General features: G+C 61.3%; 16 protein-coding genes. 3 read left to right on the top strand and 13 right to left on the bottom strand.

All coding sequences use genetic code 11. From position 1 onward, the window contains the following. The 3 genes from ACX80B_RS08240 to ACX80B_RS08230 all read right to left on the bottom strand — a co-directional run. The coding region (locus tag ACX80B_RS08240; RefSeq protein WP_459294950.1) for an aldehyde dehydrogenase family protein at positions 1-555 on the bottom strand (555 nt) is incomplete at its 3' end. Between the two features lie 70 nt (positions 556-625). After that, a complete protein-coding gene (locus ACX80B_RS08235; RefSeq protein WP_459294974.1) occupies positions 626-1,972 on the bottom strand; it encodes an aminotransferase class III-fold pyridoxal phosphate-dependent enzyme in 1,347 nt (448 codons plus the stop codon). Positions 1,973-2,165: 193 nt separating this feature from the next. Continuing rightward, the gene (locus ACX80B_RS08230; RefSeq protein ID WP_459294948.1) at positions 2,166-3,509 is read right to left on the bottom strand and encodes an aminotransferase-like domain-containing protein; all 1,344 of its coding nucleotides are present in this window, start codon (positions 3,507-3,509) and stop codon (positions 2,166-2,168) included. 370 nt (positions 3,510-3,879) lie between these two features. On the opposite strand from ACX80B_RS08230, the gene ACX80B_RS08225 reads away from it, so the two are divergent. Both ACX80B_RS08225 and ACX80B_RS08220 read left to right on the top strand, forming a co-directional pair. Continuing rightward, positions 3,880-5,169: an Nramp family divalent metal transporter gene (locus ACX80B_RS08225; RefSeq protein WP_459294947.1), complete on the top strand. Its 1,290-nt coding sequence runs from the start codon at positions 3,880-3,882 to the stop codon at positions 5,167-5,169. Between the two features lie 242 nt (positions 5,170-5,411). Beyond that, the gene (locus ACX80B_RS08220) at positions 5,412-6,929 is read left to right on the top strand and encodes an SLC13 family permease (protein ID WP_459294945.1); all 1,518 of its coding nucleotides are present in this window, start codon (positions 5,412-5,414) and stop codon (positions 6,927-6,929) included. 39 nt (positions 6,930-6,968) lie between these two features. On the opposite strand, the gene ACX80B_RS08215 is transcribed toward ACX80B_RS08220, so the two are convergent. The 4 genes from ACX80B_RS08215 to ACX80B_RS08200 form a co-directional block, all read right to left on the bottom strand. Further along, positions 6,969-7,985, bottom strand: a complete 1,017-nt coding sequence (locus ACX80B_RS08215) for a magnesium and cobalt transport protein CorA (RefSeq protein ID WP_459294943.1) — start codon at positions 7,983-7,985, stop codon at positions 6,969-6,971. A 160-nt stretch (positions 7,986-8,145) separates the two neighbouring features. Then, positions 8,146-9,546, bottom strand: coding sequence for a GntP family permease (locus tag ACX80B_RS08210; RefSeq protein ID WP_459294941.1), 1,401 nt, complete (start codon positions 9,544-9,546; stop codon positions 8,146-8,148). A gap of 83 nt (positions 9,547-9,629) precedes the next feature. Further along, a complete protein-coding gene (locus ACX80B_RS08205) occupies positions 9,630-10,421 on the bottom strand; it encodes a triose-phosphate isomerase family protein (protein WP_459294939.1) in 792 nt (263 codons plus the stop codon). A gap of 22 nt (positions 10,422-10,443) precedes the next feature. Continuing rightward, on the bottom strand, positions 10,444-11,394 hold the full coding sequence (locus tag ACX80B_RS08200; protein ID WP_459294937.1) for a 3-hydroxyacyl-CoA dehydrogenase family protein: 951 nt from the start codon (positions 11,392-11,394) through the stop codon (positions 10,444-10,446). Between the two features lie 99 nt (positions 11,395-11,493). Between ACX80B_RS08200 and ACX80B_RS08195 the strand changes: the two genes are divergently transcribed. Beyond that, positions 11,494-12,921: an amidase gene (locus ACX80B_RS08195; RefSeq protein WP_459294935.1), complete on the top strand. Its 1,428-nt coding sequence runs from the start codon at positions 11,494-11,496 to the stop codon at positions 12,919-12,921. Here the strand turns inward: ACX80B_RS08195 and ACX80B_RS08190 are convergent, their stop codons facing one another. From ACX80B_RS08190 to dhaL, 6 genes are all read right to left on the bottom strand, one after another. Further along, complete coding sequence (locus tag ACX80B_RS08190) at positions 12,922-14,205, bottom strand: alpha-hydroxy acid oxidase (protein WP_459294934.1); 1,284 nt, start codon at positions 14,203-14,205, stop codon at positions 12,922-12,924. Positions 14,206-14,269: 64 nt separating this feature from the next. Then, a complete protein-coding gene (locus tag ACX80B_RS08185; RefSeq protein ID WP_459294932.1) occupies positions 14,270-15,679 on the bottom strand; it encodes an Nramp family divalent metal transporter in 1,410 nt (469 codons plus the stop codon). A gap of 63 nt (positions 15,680-15,742) precedes the next feature. Continuing rightward, positions 15,743-16,744 carry a 2-hydroxyacid dehydrogenase gene (locus tag ACX80B_RS08180; protein ID WP_459294930.1) on the bottom strand — a complete coding sequence of 334 codons (1,002 nt, stop codon included), beginning with the start codon at positions 16,742-16,744 and terminating at the stop codon, positions 15,743-15,745. Positions 16,745-16,788: 44 nt separating this feature from the next. Then, positions 16,789-17,586, bottom strand: a complete 798-nt coding sequence (locus tag ACX80B_RS08175; RefSeq protein ID WP_459294928.1) for an SDR family NAD(P)-dependent oxidoreductase — start codon at positions 17,584-17,586, stop codon at positions 16,789-16,791. A gap of 2 nt (positions 17,587-17,588) precedes the next feature. Further along, the gene (locus ACX80B_RS08170; RefSeq protein WP_459294926.1) at positions 17,589-18,056 is read right to left on the bottom strand and encodes a ribose-5-phosphate isomerase; all 468 of its coding nucleotides are present in this window, start codon (positions 18,054-18,056) and stop codon (positions 17,589-17,591) included. Then, positions 18,053-19,789: a dihydroxyacetone kinase subunit DhaL gene (dhaL, locus tag ACX80B_RS08165; protein WP_459294924.1), complete on the bottom strand. Its 1,737-nt coding sequence runs from the start codon at positions 19,787-19,789 to the stop codon at positions 18,053-18,055. The genes ACX80B_RS08170 and dhaL overlap by 4 nt, the downstream gene beginning before the upstream one ends. Positions 19,790-19,800 lie beyond the last annotated feature (11 nt).

Here is a 19,800-nt window from a genome sequence, read left to right as displayed (position 1 = left end):
CAGGATCGACGCCGACGGGTCCCGCTCGGAGGGCTTGAGGATGAACGCGTTACCGGTGGCAATCGCGACCGGTGCCATCCACAACGGCACCATCACCGGGAAGTTGAACGGGGTAATCCCCGCCACCACACCGATCGGCTCCCGGAACGAATACACATCAATGCCGGTCGAGACCTGATCCGAGTATTCGCCCTTGAGCTGTTCAATGATTCCGCAGGCGAACTCCACGACCTCCAGGCCGCGTCCGATCTCGCCCTTCGCATCGGCCAGGACCTTGCCATGTTCGGAGGTGACAATCGCAGCCAGCTCATCCACATTCGCGGACAGCAGTTCACGGAACTTGAACAGGATCGACGTCCGCTTCGACAAAGACACCTGCGACCAGGAATCGGCCGCGTTCCGCGCCGACGCGACGACACTCTTAATATCGTCCTGGTTCGCCAACCGCAGCTGACCGGTCACCTTCCCCGTCGCCGGATTGAAGACATCCTGCGTACGATCACCCGTACCCGAAGTCGACTCACCATTAATGAAATGCGCAATCGTATTGGTCATCGTTATCCCTACTACTTCAAAGTTTGTTCGATTTTGATCCTGCAAATGGACGTAAACACGTCCAACGCTGTTAGGCGCTTCCCTCGTAGTACTTATCCGCGACGTCCAACGCCTCATCGAGGATCTGGATTCCTTCAAGAACTTCGTCCTTCGTTGCAGTGCACGGAGGAACCACATGCGTACGGTTGAAGTGCGTAAAGGGCCACAGCCCGCGGCTCTTGCATGCTGCCGCGAATTCAGCCATCGGAGCGGCCTCGACTCCAGCGGCATTAAAGGGCACCAAAGGTTCGCGGGTGGTTCGATTCCGGACCAGTTCCAAGCCCCAGAAAACGCCCAGGCCACGCACTTCTCCTACGCTTGGGTGCCGCTCCGCCACTGCCTTCAACTGCGGGCCGATGACCTCGCGGCCCAGCCTGCGTGCATTTCCAATGATTCCTTCATCACGGAAGATGTTGATGGATGCAACGACTGACGCACAGGCCAAGGGATGACCCGAGTATGTAAGTCCGCCCGGATACGGCCGGTCGTCGAAGGTCCGTGCGATCCGCTCGGAAATGATGACGCCACCCAAGGGCACGTACCCGGAATTGGAGCCTTTGGCGAAGGTTATGAGATCCGGTGTCACATTCCAGTGGTCAACAGCGAACCATTCACCACATCGGCCAAAGCCGGCCATAACCTCATCCGCGATCAACATGATGCCGAACTCGTCACATAGTTCCCGGACCCCCGGCAGGTAACCCTCTGGTGGCACAAGAATTCCGTTCGTACCGACGACTGGCTCGAGAATTATGGCCGCGATCGTGTGTGGGCCCTCAATGGTAATAAGGTCCTGTAAATGGACCAGCGCCCGGTCGCACTCTTCTTGTTCATTGCTCGAATGGAAGGGCGAACGGTACGCGTATGGCCCCCAATAACGCACCACTCCTGGCATGGAAGGCTCTGAAGGCCAACGCCGGGGATCTCCCGTCAGCGCAATCGCCCCGGCTGTCGAGCCGTGATAGCTGCGGTAAGCGGCCAGCACCTTGGCGCGGCCGGTGTGCAGCTTGGCCATGCGGACGGCATTCTCGTTCGCTTCCGCACCACCATTGGTGAAGAAGACTTTATTCAGATCACCGGGGGCCAGCTCCGAGATCAGCCGTGCCGCTTCTGATCTGGCGTCGTTGGCGAAACCCGGCGCAATCGTAGCGAGCCTGCCAGCTTGTTCCTGGATTGCGGCAATCAACCGTGGGTGCTGGTGGCCAATATTCATGTTTACCAGCTGGGAGGAAAAGTCCAGATAACGATTGCCCTCATAATCCCAGAAGTATGATCCCAGCGCACCGGAAATCGGCAGCGGGTCGATTTGCGCTTGGGCGGACCACGAGTGGAATACATGGGCTCGGTCTTTACGCCGGACTTCCTCGGCGGTTTCCATATTAATCTCCGGCCCAACAGTGGTTTGCGTCAAGGCGGATTCCTCTCGGTTAAAGCGGCTCGGGGGATTGCCGGCAGTCCCCGGTGTTCATGTCCTGTTTTGCCGCATGCGGATCTGATGAAACTAACCATAGGTCACGCCCACACCTATTACAATATGGCTTTTGTAACAGAGCAAAACCAATGTCCATGTGTCAGCGTCCGCGGCTCCAGCCTCCGGCAAACGCGGCATCTGCAACCATCTCGGCCAGTTCCTGACATGACTCGGAGATTGAACCGACTGTGACCCGAATATGGGCGCCTTCCGAGGGCAGGATCAAAAATGGAGCGCCCGGCGCTACACCTATCCCCTGGCTCGCGAGCCTGACAACGGCAGCTGATTCGTCAGCAACCGGAACCCACACATTGATGCCATCCGAACCCTGAACCGAAATATCATGGCTCGCCAAGGCATCGACAAAAGATAAGCGACGGCGGCGGTACTCGGATCTGGCTTGATCCACCTCCTTCACCGCGTGATCTTCGATTAGCAGACCGAGAAGAATCCTCTGCAGCAGCCGGCTCGTCCACCCCTGCCCAAGCTGGCGCCGGGCAACAATTTCCTGGATAAGCGCCTCCGGGCCGCTCATGGCGGCGAGCCTCAGGTCAGGGCCATGCGACTTTGAGAAACTCCGCACATGAATAGTCTGCCCCGGCAGCCATGTCCCCATGCTGATCGCGGGCGTCCATGCCACCGAGCCCGCGGAATCGTCCTCAATCACGACGGTGTCAGCCGCGCCGGCGATCCGGGCCAACTCTTCTGCACGGGCCGGGGTCAGGGAGATTCCCGTCGGATTTTGTGCGCGTGGCTGCAGGAATACAGCCGCAGCAGGCAAAGCCAGCGCTTCCGCCAAAGGTCCGGGAAGCATTCCCTGCTCATCGATTGGCACTCCAACGATTTCCGCTCCGGCAGCTTCCAACTGATCGAGGACAAGAGGGAATGTCGGGTGCTCGACAATCACCCTGTCTCCGAACCGGACCACCGTCCGGGTAATCATCTCCAGCGCATCCATCGCACCATCAACGACTGTGAACTTCTGAGCTTCGTACGGCCACTCCTTCCGGAGGATCTCGATAAGCTCCGGCACAACGGGCTCGTCCAGATAACTGCTCGGCGTGACTGCCGTTGTAAGATTCTCCAGCACCCGGCTCAGATCAGGAAGGAGCGCACGGTCCGGCACACCTGTGGAGAGATCCAAGGTGAACAAACCGCGCCGGTCCAACGCCTGGCGATACCTCGCGGAACCTGTCTGGGTGTCTGCAATCCTTGTGCCGCGCCGCCCATTTGTATGTATTGCACCAGAACGGGCAAGCAAAGCCCAAGCCGCGCTGACCGTCGTCGGCGACAATCCCAGTTGGGACGCGACGCTGCGGATCGGCGGCAGCTTCGCGCCCGGCTGAAGTACACCATCACGTATCGCCCGGCTCACCGCTGTAGCCACGCCCCGTGAGGTTGGCTCTGTCGGCGCCCACCCAAGTTCCGTTCCCGAACTGTCCATTTTTGTACTGTAACAATCTTCGTATTGTAATAGCAAGCAGCGTGACCTATCGTAGTTGTGGTCGACCTCACACGTGGCTTGATGCGGCCATGAAAACCAAGCAACTTGGGCGTTGGTTCCCAGGCCCCAAACAGAAAGGACTCCCTTGCTGCAAAGGACTCCGAGGCGCGAAACGAGGGCCCGGACGGTTAAAGAAGCCCGTTCCTGCATGCCGTGCCTCACGGTTGTTCAGCTTTGTAACAACCGCTGGCACTGGCAGGGCACTGCCGGTTCTGTTGGGGGCAGTGGGGCCCTGAAAAATGTCTCGCCATGAGCCGGCCTTAAATCACCGGCCCAAATACACTCGAATGTTCCGAAAGAGGACAAAACTTTGCAAACCGATATTGAAAACACGTCTGGCGCTACGCGTGAACCTCCTACAACATTCGGAGGAAAACTAAAGTTCATTGGCCCGGGGCTCATCGTGGCAGCGACGGGTGTTGGCGCCGGTGACTTCATCATGGCCACGATCGCTGGATCCACTTTTGGCTGGGCCCTTATGTGGGCGGTCATCGGTGGAGCCGTTATTAAACTGATTCTCTCGGAGGGAATCGGCCGCTGGTATTTGGCCACGGGCAAGACGTTCCTGCAGGGATGGCATTCGCTGGGCTGGTGGGCCACCACCTACTTCGGAATATATGTCGTCATCTTCGGCCTGGTGTATGGAGCAGCTGTGCCGGCGGTTTCGGCGTTGGTGTTGACTGCAATGTTCCCCGGAACTCCATTCTGGTTGTGGGCCGTCCTCTCCGGGGTAGCCGGTTTCGTCCTGGTTTGGTTCGGTAGGTACGCATTCCTTGAAAAGGCTATGACGGTTCTCATTGGCGTCATGTTCATCACTGTCGTCGGTTCGGCCCTGGTCATCATGGCGAATCTCGGAAGTGTCGAGTACAGCCTGTTGCCGTCCGTTCCGGAAGGCTCAGTGGTCCGCATTCTGGGGATCATCGGGGGCGTCGGCGGAACCATCACCCTCACCTGCTATTCGTACTGGATCCATGCCAAGGGATGGAAGGGCAAAAAGTGGATACCGATGATGCGATTCGACATCACGTCCGCTTACATCATCACCGGAATCTTCGCTGTTGCCATCCTGATTATCGCCGCAGAGCTGCTCTTCGGTTCAGGCGTCACTATCGAGGGCAACGACGGACTGCTGGGACTCGCTGATGCATATGGCGACAGGTTTGGCTCCATGGCCCGTTGGGCTCTTCTGGTGGGCATCTGGGCAGCTGTCTTTACTTCGATCCTCGGTCCGTGGCATGGAATCTCCTACCTCTTTGCCGACTTCGTACGCATCCTGCGGCAGGCCAAGCGCAAGGAAACAGTTACCCACGAAGTTATCTCGGAAAAGGACACGTCGTTCCGGATTTACCTGGCATGGATGACCTTCCCGCCTATGCTGTTGCTCTTTGTCGGAAAACCACTTGCGGTTGTTCTCGCTTATGGCGTCCTGGGCGCAATATTCATGCCCATACTCTCGCTTGGGCTCCTGTATCTGCTCAATTCCAAGAGGGTGGAGCCGCATTACCGGAACGGCATGGTCAACAACAGCCTGCTGGTCCTGATTGTGCTGCTCTTCGTCTACCTTGGTGGATCCGAGTTGTTCGCGACCGTGGCGGGCTGACAGCAGGAATAAGCCTGCGAACAGCGCCAGATGAACTAAAGAAATATGCGCATGCTGAAAGGCTGTCCGGAGCTACTCGCGTTGCTCCGGGCAGCCTTTTAGGTTGTGCGTCGCATCCAGTGGGCAACTGTCCCGTGGAAGACAACTGAATCGCGTTCTATGCGTATCAAGAGAGACGGCGCATGATGGACGATAGGAGATAGGACATTCCTACCTGAAAACATGATGAAAGGGCTTTCGAAATGACAACGCCGTCTGCAGATCCAGCTGCCGAACCGGACCATGAAACGGCGCCGGGCCTTCGCGAGCCTGCCGAGGAAAAGCGCGTACTGATCCGCAAACGCATAGGGCTGTTCGCCGGCCCCGTGCTCGCCGTCGTCCTGTATCTTGCCCTGCCAAACGAACTGGACCAAGCGGCGCGCATTACTGCCGCCATCGCAGGCGTAATGGCTGTCTGGTGGATGACCGAGGCCATCCCACTCGCTGTTACTTCCCTGCTGCCTCTGGTCTTGTTTCCGGCCCTCAATGTTGCGACCGTTGACGAGGCCGCACCCCCGTATGCCAATCCGATCATTTTCCTGTTCATGGGCGGCTTCATGCTCGCCCTCGCGCTGCAACGGTGGAATCTGCACCGGCGCATCGCACTGGCAACCGTCCTGCTGGTGGGAACCCGGCCACGGCAGCTGATCGGCGGTTTCATGATCGCCACCGGCTTCATCAGCATGTGGGTATCCAACACTGCCACTGCCGTCATGATGCTTCCGATCGGTATTTCGGTCCTGACATTGACAGCTGCAATGACAGAGGACAAAAAGGCGCCGAAGAATTTCAGCATCGCGCTCATGCTCGGAATTGCTTACGCCGCCTCCATCGGTTCACTTGGAACGATCATCGGAACACCGCCCAACGCCCTGATGGTGGGCTATTTGGCCGAGGCCCACGACATCAACGTCGGATTCGGCGAATGGATGCTGGTTGGTGTCCCCATGTCGGTGGTCTTCATGGCCATTGCCTGGTACCTGCTGACCTTCGTTCTGTTCAAGCCCGAAATCAAGGAGATTCCAGGCGGACGGAAACTGATCTCCGATGAATTCCACAAGCTCGGCTCCATGAACAGCGGCGAGAAGCTGGTGCTGGTGCTCTTCGTGCTGGCTGCCGCCTCCTGGATTACCGTCCCACTCGTATGGCCTGATACGACCATTGACGACACGGTGATAGCCATGGCGATTGCCATCGCGTTGTTCGTCATCCCCGCGGATGTCAGCAAGGGTGTACCGCTCCTGAATTGGGCGAGTGCTAGAGCGCTGCCATGGGACATCCTGCTTCTGTTCGGCGGAGGCCTCGCATTGTCCGCGCAGTTCACCGAGACCGGACTGAGCGAGTGGGTCGGCGAACAGGTAGGGGCACTGGGAGCCCTTCCGGTGATAATCCTGATCGCCGCCGTGGCCCTCATCGTGCTGGGCCTGACAGAGCTCACCAGCAACACAGCGACTGCCGCAGCTTTCCTGCCGCTCATTGGCGGCGTCGCCGTCGGACTGGGACTTGACCCGATGCTGCTGGTCGTACCTGTGGCGATCGCGGCAACATGTGCGTTCATGCTGCCGGTGGCCACTCCCCCGAACGCCATCGCTTTCTCCACCGGTTACGTCGAGATCGCGAACATGTTGAAGGCGGGTGTCTGGCTGAACCTGATCGCGTTGGTGCTGACCACGATCACCACCATGACGTTGGCGGCGTGGGTGTTCGGTTTCGTCTATTAGAGAGGGATATCCGAGCCGGCAGGCAACCAGCGCCGCTGCTCAGAGCCATTTCATCCGTTTGAAAACCGCATACAGCACCCCGCCGGTGGCAACCATCAGGGCGATGGAGAACGGATAGCCGAAGGCCCATTCCAGTTCCGGCATGTGGGTAAAGTTCATGCCGTACACGGTCCCGATCAGGGTCGGAGCGAAGATAATCGCCGCCCAGGACGAGATCCGCTTGATCTCCTCGTTCTGCGCAAGGCTCGTTTCCGACAGCCGGCGCATCTCCTCGTTCTGCCGTTGGGCAACCAGGGTCGCATTAACACTGAGCGCGTTCTGCAGCAGGACACGGAAGGAATCGACGCGTTCGACGACGCGGATCACGTGGTCCCGAACGTCCCGCAGGCGCTGCTGCAGTTCCACATCGACCTGGAAATGTTCCCATCCCTTTTCCAGCGCCCCGACCATTGCCTCTAAAGGATGCGTTGCACGTTGGAACTCAGTCACTTCGCGCGAGAGTTCGTAGATCCGCCGGGAGACGCCCGGATCGCCGTTGAAGATCTGGTCTTCGATTTCATCAATGTCGTTTTCGAGGCCGTCAACAACAGGGCTGTACGCATCGACGACCGCGTCGAGAATGGCATACAACGCGGCCGGTGAACCCATGGCGAGCAACTCCGGCTCGGCCTCCATCCGCCGTCGTACCTGTCCCAGGTCCAGCGACTCCGCATGCCGGATGCTGACAAGGAAATCCGTTCCGACAAACACATGCAGTTCGCCGAACTCCACCTTCTCGACGTCGTCGAGATAGCGGGCCGGGCGCAAAACGACGAACAGGGTCGAATCATAATTTTCCAGCTTCGAACGCTGATGCCCGCGCAGCGCATCCTCGACGGCGAGTTCATGCAGCCCAAACTCATCCGCAACGGATCGGGTTTCCTCGACCTCGGGACGGTACAACCCAATCCAGGCCATTCCGCCGCGCTCACGCATGACCTCATACGTTTCATCCAGGCTTCTCGGATTGGCAGTGCGGTGCCCGTCCACATAGACCGCGTTATCGACCAATGTCATGGCATCCGCTCCTTTGTCCGGTTCGGCTCCAAGGTTACCAATCGCCGGAAAACGCACGACGGCGGAGCGTCCTTAACCAGCAGCGCGCCCAGCTTTCGCCGGGCGCACCACTAATACCTGCGGGTTTTCGTCAGCTCCAGACGCGGTGCCTGCAGCTGGTCTAGGAGACGAACAGGTAGAGGATCCACACCAGCCCGAATGCCATGAAGCCGATGGCGGTCGCGATGACCGTCCAGGTCTTCAATGCCAGGGTGGTGCTCATGCCCAGGAACCGGCTGACAAGCCAGAACCCGGAGTCGTTGACGTGCGAGAAGGTAATCGCGCCGGCAACGATCGCAACGACGATACAGGCCAAAGCCACCGCGCTCATGGAGCCGGCGTCGGTCACCGCCGGGGCCATCAGGCCGGCTGCGGTAATGCCCGCAACCGTGGCCGAACCCTGGGCGACGCGCATGATCACGGCGATCAGGAAGCCAACCAGGATCAGGGGCAGCCCAAGGGCGTCGAGACCCTGCGTCATGGCGCCGCCGATACCCGTTGCCGTCAGCACGCCGCCGAACATACCGCCCGCGCCGGTGATCAGAATGATGGAGCAGACCGGTGCCAAGGCATCGTCCACCATGTCTTCCAAGACACCGCCAAGGGGTCCGGTCTTCCTCCGGATCACCAGCAGGTACATCGCCAGCAGCGTCGAGATCAGCAGCGCGATCGGGGTATTTCCGATGAAGATCAGGATCTGCATGAAGAGACTGTCGGTGGACAGCACGCCGGCCGCATCCAGGGTGGACAATCCAGTATTGATGAAGATCAGGACCAGCGGAAGCAGCAGTACGAGCAGGATGGTGCCGAACGCCGGCGGATTCGGATTGTCCTTGGGAGGTTCGCCCAACAGGTTCGGAACTCCAAGCTCGGGGCTTCGCTTAGCCAGCCAGAGGCCGAGGTGGTAACCGGCAACGTACCAGGTGGGGATACCGACCAGCAGTGCAACTACGAGCACCAGTCCGACGTCTGCACCGAGTATGCCCGAAGCTGCAACGGGGCCGGGGTGCGGCGGTACGAGTGCGTGCATCGTAAGGAACGCACCCGTGGAGGGCAGCGCGTAGAGGAGCAGGCTGCCACCGAGCCGGCGTGCCACCGTGTAGATGATTGGCAGGAAGACAATAAAGCCCGCATCCAGGAAGATCGGGAATCCGAACAGCAGAGAGGCGACGGACAGCGCCAGGGGTGCGCGCTTCTCGCCGAACCGGTGGATCAGGCTCTCGGCCAGCACGGTTGCTCCGCCGGAGGTCTCAACCAAACGTCCGAGCACCGCACCGAATCCAACCAGCATGGCGACCGTGGCCAACGTTTCCCCAAACGGGCCGAGCATGACATTCAGCAGGTCTTCTGCGGATACGCCGGCGGCGACGGCGGTCAACAGGCTGACGATGATCAGCGAGAAGAACGCGTGCAGGCGCACCTTGATAATCAGGAACAGCAGCACGGCCACTGCGGCCACGGCAATACCGACGAGGGCACCACCAGGCAATGTGGCTTCTGGCGCCACCTGTAGAGGAATCACGGGTCAAACTCCTTTGTCGAACTTCGTTTGATGTCAGGGACCACCGCGGCCAGGAGGGTCCCAAGACCGGATGGATGTTCTTTTTACCGGCCGGCTCTGGCCAGCGCTTCGTCGAGCACTGCACCAAGGTTGGCAGGATCGTGGGCAAACCGGCCAAGGAACAAGCCGTCCACCGATTCGAGCTGTGGCAGCAGCCCCGGTCCGGCACTGCCGCCGTAGACGATCGCCGTCCCGGAACCACCGGGGTGCCGTTCGGAACCACCGGAATGTTCTGAAAGCAGCTTCCGGAGACCGGCGACGACGTCGTTCACGTACTCCGGCGGCGCCGGCTTCTCGGCGCCAATGGCCCACACCGGTTCATAGGCCAGAACCACAGCTTCCGGTTCCAGCGTGCCGCCCAGAGCGGACCGCACCTGCTGGAAGCAGAATTCCGCGGCCTCAGCGGCTGAGCGCTGCTCCTTTTCGCCAATGCAGAGCAGTGGCGTCATCCCGGCAGCCGCCACGGCCGCCGTCTTGAGAGCGACGATGTCGTCATCCTCGCCGAAGAGCCCGCGCCGTTCGGCATGGCCGATCTCGACGAGTTCGACTCCGAGCTCGGCAAGAAGTGCCGGACTGACTTCACCGGTGAGTGCTCCGCCGTCGGAACTGCTGTTCTGCGCGGCCAATAGCACACCACTGCCATCGAGAATCCGACGGGCACTTTCAAGTACCGGAAAGGACGGAGCGACGAAAACCTCTACCTTGCCGGCGACCGCCGGACGCGCCAGCACCTCGTCACGGACACCGGCCAGCCAGTCCAGGCTGGCCTGGTAGCCGAGGTACATCTTGGTGCTGACGCCGACATACTGGCGTGGCCCTCTGCTCGTGAAATCCATAGCGGTGTGCTTCCTGCTGTGCCTAGTGCAGCGGCGCCGGGCCGAGGTCTTCGATCAGCTTCTGCATGGCGACGTAGGCCTTGTTCCGGTAGGCGATCAGCTCCGGCGTGCGTTCGGCCGGGACGTCGAGGAAGCCTGCACCGCTCTTGGTGCCCAGCTTGCCGGATTCCACGAGATCGGAGAGGATCTTCGGCGTCGCAAACCGCTCCGGGAAGTCGGTCTGCAGGGATTTGTAGCAGAAGTTGTAGACGTCCAGTCCCGCCATGTCGGCGATGGCGAACGGACCGAAGAACGGCAGACGGAAACCGAAAGTCGTCCGCACCAGGGTGTCGATGTCTTCCGGATCGGCGACGCCTTCTTCCACCAGCTGGGTCGCCTCATGGAACAGCGCGTACTGCAGGCGGTTGAGCACAAAACCGGTGACGTCCTTGACGACGGCGGTCTCCTTGCCGGTCGCGTGCACGATCTCCCGGGCGGCATTCACCGTCGTTTCGGCTGTACCTGCATGCGGAATGATTTCGACACCGGGAATGAACGGTGACGGATTGGAGAAATGGACGCCGAGGAACCGCTCCGGATTCTTCACGGCCTTGGACATCTCGCCGATGGAAATCGTGGAGGTGTTGGAGCCAATGATGGCATCCGGCTTGGCCGCGGCGCTGATCCGGGCCAGAATGTCGTTCTTGATCTCGAGGACCTCGGGAACGGCCTCCTCGATGAAATCGGCATCCGCAACCGCTTCCTCGACGGAGGCCGCGGCGGAGAGGTTCTGCTCAAGCGTTTCGGTGGCGCCTTCGGGGAACAGTCCGTCCGCGATGAAGTCCTTCGACTCACTGATCAGGCGCTGATAGTTGTTCTCCGCGACCTCGGCGGAGACATCGGCAAGGGCGACCTTGGCGCCTGACAGAGCCAGAACCTGGGCAATCCCACCGCCCATGTAGCCGGAGCCAACAATGGCAACTTTGCGGGTCATAAAGCAGTCCTCTTCTAAATCGTGTTTCCTATAGGGTTTAAGATCAACATACTCCAGTCGATAACCTATGTCACATTCCACTCCGAAGGATGGCTTCACATGGTTGCTGAAATTACTGGTCTGTCGGCGCGGGCGTTGGCATTGGCCATCCGCTCGAAAGAGGTTTCCGCCCGCGAGGCGTTGGAAGCCCATTTGAGGCAGATCGAAAAAGTCAATCCACGCATCAACGCCATCGTCACTCTTGACGCCGATGCTGCCCGCACGGCGGCTTCCGCGGCAGATGAACTGACCATGTCAGGCGTCGAACTCCCGCCGCTGCACGGTGTTCCGCTGACGCATAAGGACACCCACAACACCAGGGGTCTGCGCACCACGCACGGCTCGCTGGTCTTCAAAGACAACATTCCCGACGACGACGATCTGGTCATCGAGCGGCTGAAAGCGGCCGGAGTGGTCACCACTGGTAAATCCAACGTGCCTGAATTCGCGGCCGGTTCGCATACCTTCAATGAAGTTTTCGGTACGACGACCAACCCTTATGCGCCGGAACTCAGCGCCGGCGGCAGCAGTGGCGGCGTGGCGGCGGCCATCGCGGCGCGGATCCAACCCGTTGGCGACGGCAGCGACATGGGTGGTTCGCTGCGGCTACCCGCCTCCTTCTGCAATGTTGCGGGCCTGCGGCCCTCCGCCGGCGTCGTTCCGAACCCTGGCGCGCCGAACCTGTGGAGCTGGCTGGGCCGGACGGGAGCAATGGCACGTGAGGTGGCGGACATCGCCTTGATGTTGTCGACCATTGCAGGCCCTCACCGGAAGTCTCCCCTGCCCTGCCCGGTGGCACCTGGCCGGTTTGCCGAACCGCTGCAACGGGACTTGACCGGCGTCAGGATTGCCTGGTCCCCCGATTTCGGGCTTGGCATCCCCGTGGACAACGAAGTCCGGCGCGTGCTGGAAAAACAACTGACTGTTTTCGAAGACCTCGGAGCCCATGTCGAAGAGGCCGCGCCGGATCTGCGCGAGGCGGACCGGGTCTTTCGCAACACCCGGGCGTTTGATTTCGCGCTGACGCTCGGTGACCTGGTCAAGGAACATGGCGATCTAATCAAGCCGGAAATCCGGTGGAACGTCGAACAGGGCTGGAAACTGTCCGGACAGGACTGTATCGACACGGCTCTCGCCCGCACCCGGCTGGAACGGCAGCTGCAGAGTTTTTTCGAAAGCTACGACGTCTTCGCCACCCCCTGCGCCCAGGTACTGCCCTTTGATGCAGCGCAGCGCTATCCGGAGTCCATCAACGGCGTGCAGTTGGAAAATTACCTGGACTGGATGCGTTCGGCCAGCCTCATTTCCGCCACCGGCATCCCGGCGCTGTCCGTACCGGCCGGCTTCAGCGAGTCCGGTCTGCCCATCGGCATGCAGCTGTCCATGAACCATGCGCAGGACTTCGAACTGCTGCAGGTGGGGCATGCCTTCGAGCAGGCCACCGGCTTCGCCCAGCAGCCCCCACCGCTGCTCACAGAGCCCGGGTAATTATGGAGTCCCGGTTGATTGGAGGGGCAGGCTCGCCGGATCCCGCTCCGGCGACCATTCACGCGGCCAGTTCACGAAGCGTCGGTCAAGATCCTCGATGTTGTCGAGTCCGAGCAGGATCAAGGTTTCACGTAGTTCAGCCCGGTAGATATCGATAACCCGCTCGACGCCGCGCTCCCCTGCCGCCGCGGCTCCCCAGACCCAGCTCCGGCCAAGCGCGACGGCGTCCGCACCAATCGCTTTGGCCTTCATGACGTCGCCGCCGCTGCGGATGCCGCCGTCGAAAATGATGCTGAGCCGGTCTCCGACGGAATCCACAATCCGGGGAAGGACGCTGATGGAACTAGGCAGGCCGTCCAGTTGGCGGCCGCCATGGTTGCTCACGAAAATTCCATCCGCGCCGGCATCCGCCGCCCGTTCGGCATCGCCAAGGCTCATCACGCCTTTGACGAACAATGGACCTTTCCAGATGCTGCGCAGCCAGACGATGTCCTCCCACGTCGCGGAGAGGTTCACGAGTTCGGTGTTGATGTATTCCTGGTGGGACATCGCGCTTGAGCCTTCGGCGATACCCTGCAGGTTGCGGAACCCGATCGCCGGTCCCCGCATCAGACTGCCGAACCATTTGGGATGCCGGGCTACGCCCAATGCGTTGCGCAGCGTGACCTTCGGTGGAATGGACATCCCGTTACGGTGGTCCCTCGCCCGCTTGCCGTTCACCGCGACGTCGACAGTCACAACCAGCGCGGTGCAGCCGGCGTCCGCGGCCCGGTCCACCAAGGTTCGTACGGTTTCCCGATTGCGCCACATATACAGCTGGAACCACAGCGGACCGGTGGCTTCCGCCGCAATCTCCTCAATGGACCAGCTCGATGCCGTACTGATGGTGTAGGTCAGACCTGCCTTGCCCGCTGCCCGGACGGCCGACAGCTCGCCATCGCCGCCGAAGATCCGGACCGATCCCGCCGGACCCAGCAGGATCGGCAATGGCATCTTTTCGCCGGCGACCGTCGTCTCCAGCCGCTGCTGCGACACATCCACGAGCGACCGCGGAATGAACGTCACCTTGGCCAAATCGGCGATATTGGCCCGCAGCGTGTTTTCCGCGTCGGCGCCGCCGTCGGCAAAGTCGAACGCCATCCTGGGGATGCGTCGTTTGGCCAGAAGCCGGATGTCGGCGATTGTGGGCGCGGTGCCGAGGGCATCGGTGGAGATACCCCCGGCCACCAGCATCCTGGCGAGCTCAGTTACAGCATTGGTGCTGCTCGATCGAGGTGCAGTCATTAAGAGAGCTTTCCTTGTCGTCCGTTGAGTTGTTCGTTGTCCAGTGCGGGCACACAAGACAAGGTCATCCGATCGTCAAACCGAATACGCTCAGCAAGGTGTAGACACCGAGCAGTCCAATGGCGACGCTGCTGATGATCAGGGCGGCGTTGAACCAGCCGCCACCGTGCAGCCGGGGGTCGACTTCCGTCTTGCGCAGGTACCAGACAGCGATGACGACGGCGACGAGGAAGATACCGGTGACGACGCCGCCGATCTGCACCATCAGCACCGGAACCCGCAGCAACAGGAACGCGATGCCCCAGATGATCGGCATCACAACGGTGAAGATGCGGATCCACTTCAGGCGTTTCGCCGGCTCCGTGTGCCAGTTGAAGACGCCCATCGTGGCGAGGATATTCGCGTACATCCTCGACCAGCTGGGAATTGCGGCCCACATGGTGGATCCCAGCACCGCGATGGCCCCAATCAGGAAGCCGACGCTGGCCCACTCGCCGAGGGTGTCGGTGTACATCCGGGACAGCGTGGTGATCATTTCGTTGCCCTCGGGAGTCAGCCCCTGAGGATTGAGCACAGCGGCACCCATGATGAAAAACGCCAGGGTTCCGAAGGTGTAGATGATCCAGGAGATGATCGCGTCCTTGTACATCACGCGGATCCAGCCCTTGGCGCGGCGTTCCCACTCGGCGCTGCCATCGTTGGGACCAACCCAGCGGGCATAGCCTTTCTCGACGCACCAGTAGGTGTAATAGGTGATCTCGTCGGCACCGACACCCGTGATGCCGAACATTGCAATGGCTGCACCGACGGCGCCGGCCGGGATCAGGAAGGTCAGGCCGCCCAAAACGTCATCGGCGCCGTAGGCAAACGGAGTCAGCGGCAGTCCGAGCGCAATGATGATCGTAATGAAAACAAAAATCACGACGAGCGCGAACGCGCCTCGTTCAATTAACCGGTAGCTGTTCTTATACAGCAGCACAATACTCAGAATGACGATGAAGATAGTCCAGATGGTGATCGACGTCGTTCCCAAGGCCGGTCCGCCCAGCGGCAGCAGAACACTGCACGCCACGGCGACGCCACCGACGATGCCGCCGAACTGGAGGAATTTCGACAACGCCAGGACGATCCAGAGGATATTGACCCAGCTCATCCGTCCGAGCTTCGGCGGGACTTTGTTGTAGCCGGTGAGGGCGGGATCGCCGGTGACGATTGTCCACCGGGCGAGCTCGACCTGGACCGCGACCTTGACCAGCGTCGAGAAGATCACCATCCAGAGGATGACGAAACCTGCCTCGGCCCCAAGGGCCGTCGTCGCAATGAGTTCGCCGGAGCCGACAATGGATGCGCTGAGGATCAGGCCAGGACCAAGATAGCGGAAACTGGCTTTCCAACCGACCGGCGGCTCCTTGATGCCGTCGGCGGTGAGTGTGTACGGATCGTGCTTTTCTATGGAATCAGCCGGAGACGTCATTGTAGATCCTCGATCCAATAGGGTTGTGAGGTATCTGTAGTATCGCCGTGTTTCCACGGGCCGTCAAGGGTTTTTTAGGACTTCGGGATTCACGGGATAAATGGGGCGTTCGCCCCTGCTCACGGCGATAATGTCCTTGATGGCGGAAGTCGACACCGCGTCAGTGAAGGACTTCGTCCAGCACAATCCGTGCGGCGCCAGCACCACGTTCTCCATCCCGATCAGCGGACTCGTTTCGGGCAAAGGTTCCGTCTCGAAGACGTCCAGTGCCGCTCCACCCAGGTGCCCGTCCTGAAGGTGGCGGATCAGCGCCTGCTCGTCGACGATGCTCCCCCGTGCGACATTGATCAAGAAGGCACCCGGCTTCATCAACGCGAACTCTTCCTCTCCGATCAGGTGCCGTGTCTGGCTGTTCGCGGCGACTGTCACGATAACGAAGTCGCTTTCGGCGAGCACGTCCGCCAGCGGCTTCTGGTCCACTCCGAGTTCAGCGGCCAGTCCGGGTTTGGGCGACCGGTTGTACGCCACCGTTTTGAGCCCCAATCCCTTCAGGTCCCGGGCGATGGATTCGCCGATACCGCCGAGCCCGACCAGGCCGATGGTCGCGCCGTCGAGCCCGGCGCCGCGCCAGTGCTGCTTTTCATTCCAGCGGCCGGTGCGGACAAGTTTGTCCTTGATCACGAGGTTGTGCGCCAGCGCGAACAGCAGGGCAATGGTCGCCTGCGCCATCGGTTTCCGGACTGCTTCGGGAGCGTTGGTGACCACCACACCCGCTTCTGTGCAGGCCGGAATATCCACCGCATCGTAGCCGGCGCCGAAGCGTGCCACGTGACGGAAGTCCTTGAGCCCGCGGATGGAATCGGCGCCCACCTTGTAGTGGCCCAACGCAAAGAGCGCATTGAACCCTTCAAGCTCGGCGGCCGAAACCGTGCTGGACCCGCTCTTGGGCAGCACTTCCCAGCTCAGCCCCGCCTGCTCGAGCCGCTCCAGGCCGATGTCCCCGTAGATGGTGGACCCGTCGGGGTTGGCATTCTCGCCTGTGATGGCGACGCGGTAAGGACTCATGGCAACCTTTCGATCTTGGCTCGGTGCGCGTCGGCAACGCACTCCTAGTGCATGTAGAGGCCGCCGTCGACGTTGAGCGTCTGTCCGGTGATGAAGCCAGCGTCTTCACCGATGAGGAAGTGAATGGCGGCGGCAATATCGCGCGGACGACCCACCCGGTTGAGGACCCCTTCGGCGGCCATGGCTTGCTTCCGTTCCTCGGTGAGCGTGCCGCCCATGATGTCCGTGTCGATCGGTCCCGGCGAGACGGCGTTGACGGTGACGTCATACCCGCCCAGTTCGCGTGCCACGGAGCGGGTCAGGCCGATCACGCCGGCCTTGGCTACGGAGTATGGCGTCTTGCTGAACGTCCCACCGCCGCGCTGGGCGGAGACCGATGAGATGTTGACGATGCGGCCGATGCGGTTTTTGACCAACGATTCCGAAACCCGACGGGTCATGTAGTGCACACCGTTCAGGTTGATATTGAGCACCCGGTTCCATTCGGCCGGTTCCAGCTCCAGGTACGGAATCGGCGAGCTCACTCCAGCCAGATTGACCAGTGCCACAATCTGCGGAAGCTGCTCCTCAAGCTTGTCGACGGCGGCACGGACGGCGGTTTCATCCGCCACGTCCGCTCCGACTCCGGCTGCCTTGACATTGAACTTCGCCGCGACCTCGCTGGCAACTGCCTTGCAGCCGTCGTCGTCAAGATCGATGATGCCGATATTCCAGCCGCGCTCGGCAAGGTAGTCGACGGTGGTACGGCCAATCCCGCGGGGAGAAACGGCGCCGGTGACGATCGCCGTTTTCTCTGCTGGGAATGCGGCTTCGCCCGCCGGCACGCCAGTTTCCTGAGTCATAATTAGCCTTCTTCCTGCTCGTAGGAGCTGATGGCCTCGACCTTGGCGGCCGAGCTGGAGTTTTCATCGAAGGTGTGGCCCAGCCATTCCTTGGTCAGCTTCTTGGCCAGCTCGAGCCCGATCACCCTCTGGCCGAACGTCAGGACCTGCGCGTTATTGCTCAGCACCGACCGCTCCACCGAGTAGCTGTCGTGCGCGGTGACGGCGCGGATGCCGGGAACCTTGTTCGCCGAGATTGCCACGCCCAGTCCGGTGCCGCAGATCAGCAGTGCCCTGTCCGCCTCCCCTGCGGCCACCTTCCGTGCCGCAGTAACGGCAAGGTGGGGATACGCCGTCGAGTCATCGGCGCCAACACCGACGTCGATCACAGACTCAACCCGGTCATCCGCTTCCATCAGCTCCTTCAGAGCCATCTTGTACTCGACACCGGCTTCGTCGTTGCCGACCACAATGCGCCATTTATCGCTCATGCCTTCACTCCATTTCCGTTCAGCACTTCCTGATATGCACGTGCCACGCCTTCTGCAATTAATCCGAAGGATACCGCCCCCGGATCCGGATGGCCGATACTCTTTTCCGCCAGCGGCCGCGCCCGCCCCTTTTTGGGGCTGAGTTCCGCCGTGGCCTGCGCCGCCGACTTCGCTTCATCCGCCGCGGCGCTGAGCGTCCGCTCAAGTGGAGCCCCGGTGTGATTGTGCTCCGTGAAGACCGCGACGTACGGCAGCAGCGCATCAACCATGGTCTTGTCGCCGGGTTCGGCCTTGCCCAGATCCGTGATCGCCTGGCTGAAGGCCATCACTGCGGCGAGCGCATCGTCCGGGTTGTAGCTTTCACGGTTCCCGAGGGAATGCCCGAGCGCCATCAGCCCTGATCCCCACAGCGCACCGGAGGTTCCGCCGGCTTTTTCGGCCCACGCCTCCCCTGCCTGAATCAGCAAACGGTCGACGCCGGTGGAAGCCTCTGCAGCAGCGGCTGCGGCATCGGCGGCAGCATCGGCCCCGCGGCGCATTCCAATGCCGTGATCGCCGTCGCCGGCAATGGCATCCATCCGCCCCAGCTCTTCTTCATGCTCGACGACGACGGCGCGCACCGCTTCCAGCAGCGCTGCGGCACCGGCGCTCAAACCGGCGGCGGCCGCCGTCGCCGGTTCTACTGCTTCCGCTACCGCATCGGCCAACTGCTCGACGTCCCGGTGCGGGCGCGCGGTGAGGTTGCCCTTCCGGTAGGCGGGAGTGTCGGCCGGCGCGGACCAGTACGTTTCGAGTTCGTCGTCGAGCCACAGCAGCGTCAGGGACAGACCGGACATGTCCAGGCTGGTCACCAATTCACCGCATTCGGGTTCGATGGGTTCGAGTCCGGCCGCTGTCAGCAGGGTTTCGATCTTGCCGAAGAGGAGGAACAGTTCCTCGTACTTGACGGTCCCCAAACCGTTGACGATCGGCACCACCCGGTTGCCGGCGTCGTCGGGTTTGTCCTTCAGCAACCGGCTGACCAGCAGCTCCGCCAGTTCCGAAGCCGACGGCATGGCGTGATCGGAAATTCCCGGTTCACCATGGATGCCGAGCCCCAGGGACATGTGCCGTTCGGGGACGTGGAACAGCGGCTCCGATGCGCCGGGCAGGGTGCAGCCGTCGAAGGCAACTCCCAGCGAGCGCGTGCGGTAGTTCGTCTTGATGGCCAGCCGTTCGACGTCGTCGAGGTTGAGGCCCGCTTCGGCTGCCGCGCCGGCAATCTTGAACACCGTCAGGTCCCCGGCGATGCCGCGGCGCTTCTCGATCTCGTCAAGTGGGGCGCTGGCAATGTCATCGGTGACGACGACGGTGCGCGTCTCGATTCCCTCGGCATTCAACCGCAGCTGCGCCTGGCCAAAGTGGAGTACATCGCCAGCGTAATTACCGTAGCTGAGCAGCACGCCGCCGCCGGCATGGGCGGTTTTGGCGACGCGGTAGGCCTGGCTGGCCGAGGGCGAGGCGAACATGTTCCCGCACACCGAGCCTGCGGCCAGGCCTTGTCCGACCAGTCCGGCGAAGGCGGGATAGTGGCCGGAGCCGCCGCCGATCACGAGGGCCACCTGGCCGTCGGTCATCTCGGTCGACCGCACCACACCGCCGTCGACCCTGGCAACGTAACGGCGGTTCGCCGCCACAAAACCGTCCAGCGCTTCATCCGCGAAGTCGCTGGGGTCATCGAAAATCCGTGTCATCGTTCCTCGAA

Source organism: Arthrobacter monumenti (assembly GCF_054511255.1).
Note: the sequence above shows the minus strand (reverse complement) of the source record. Positions and strands in the feature narration are given on the sequence as shown.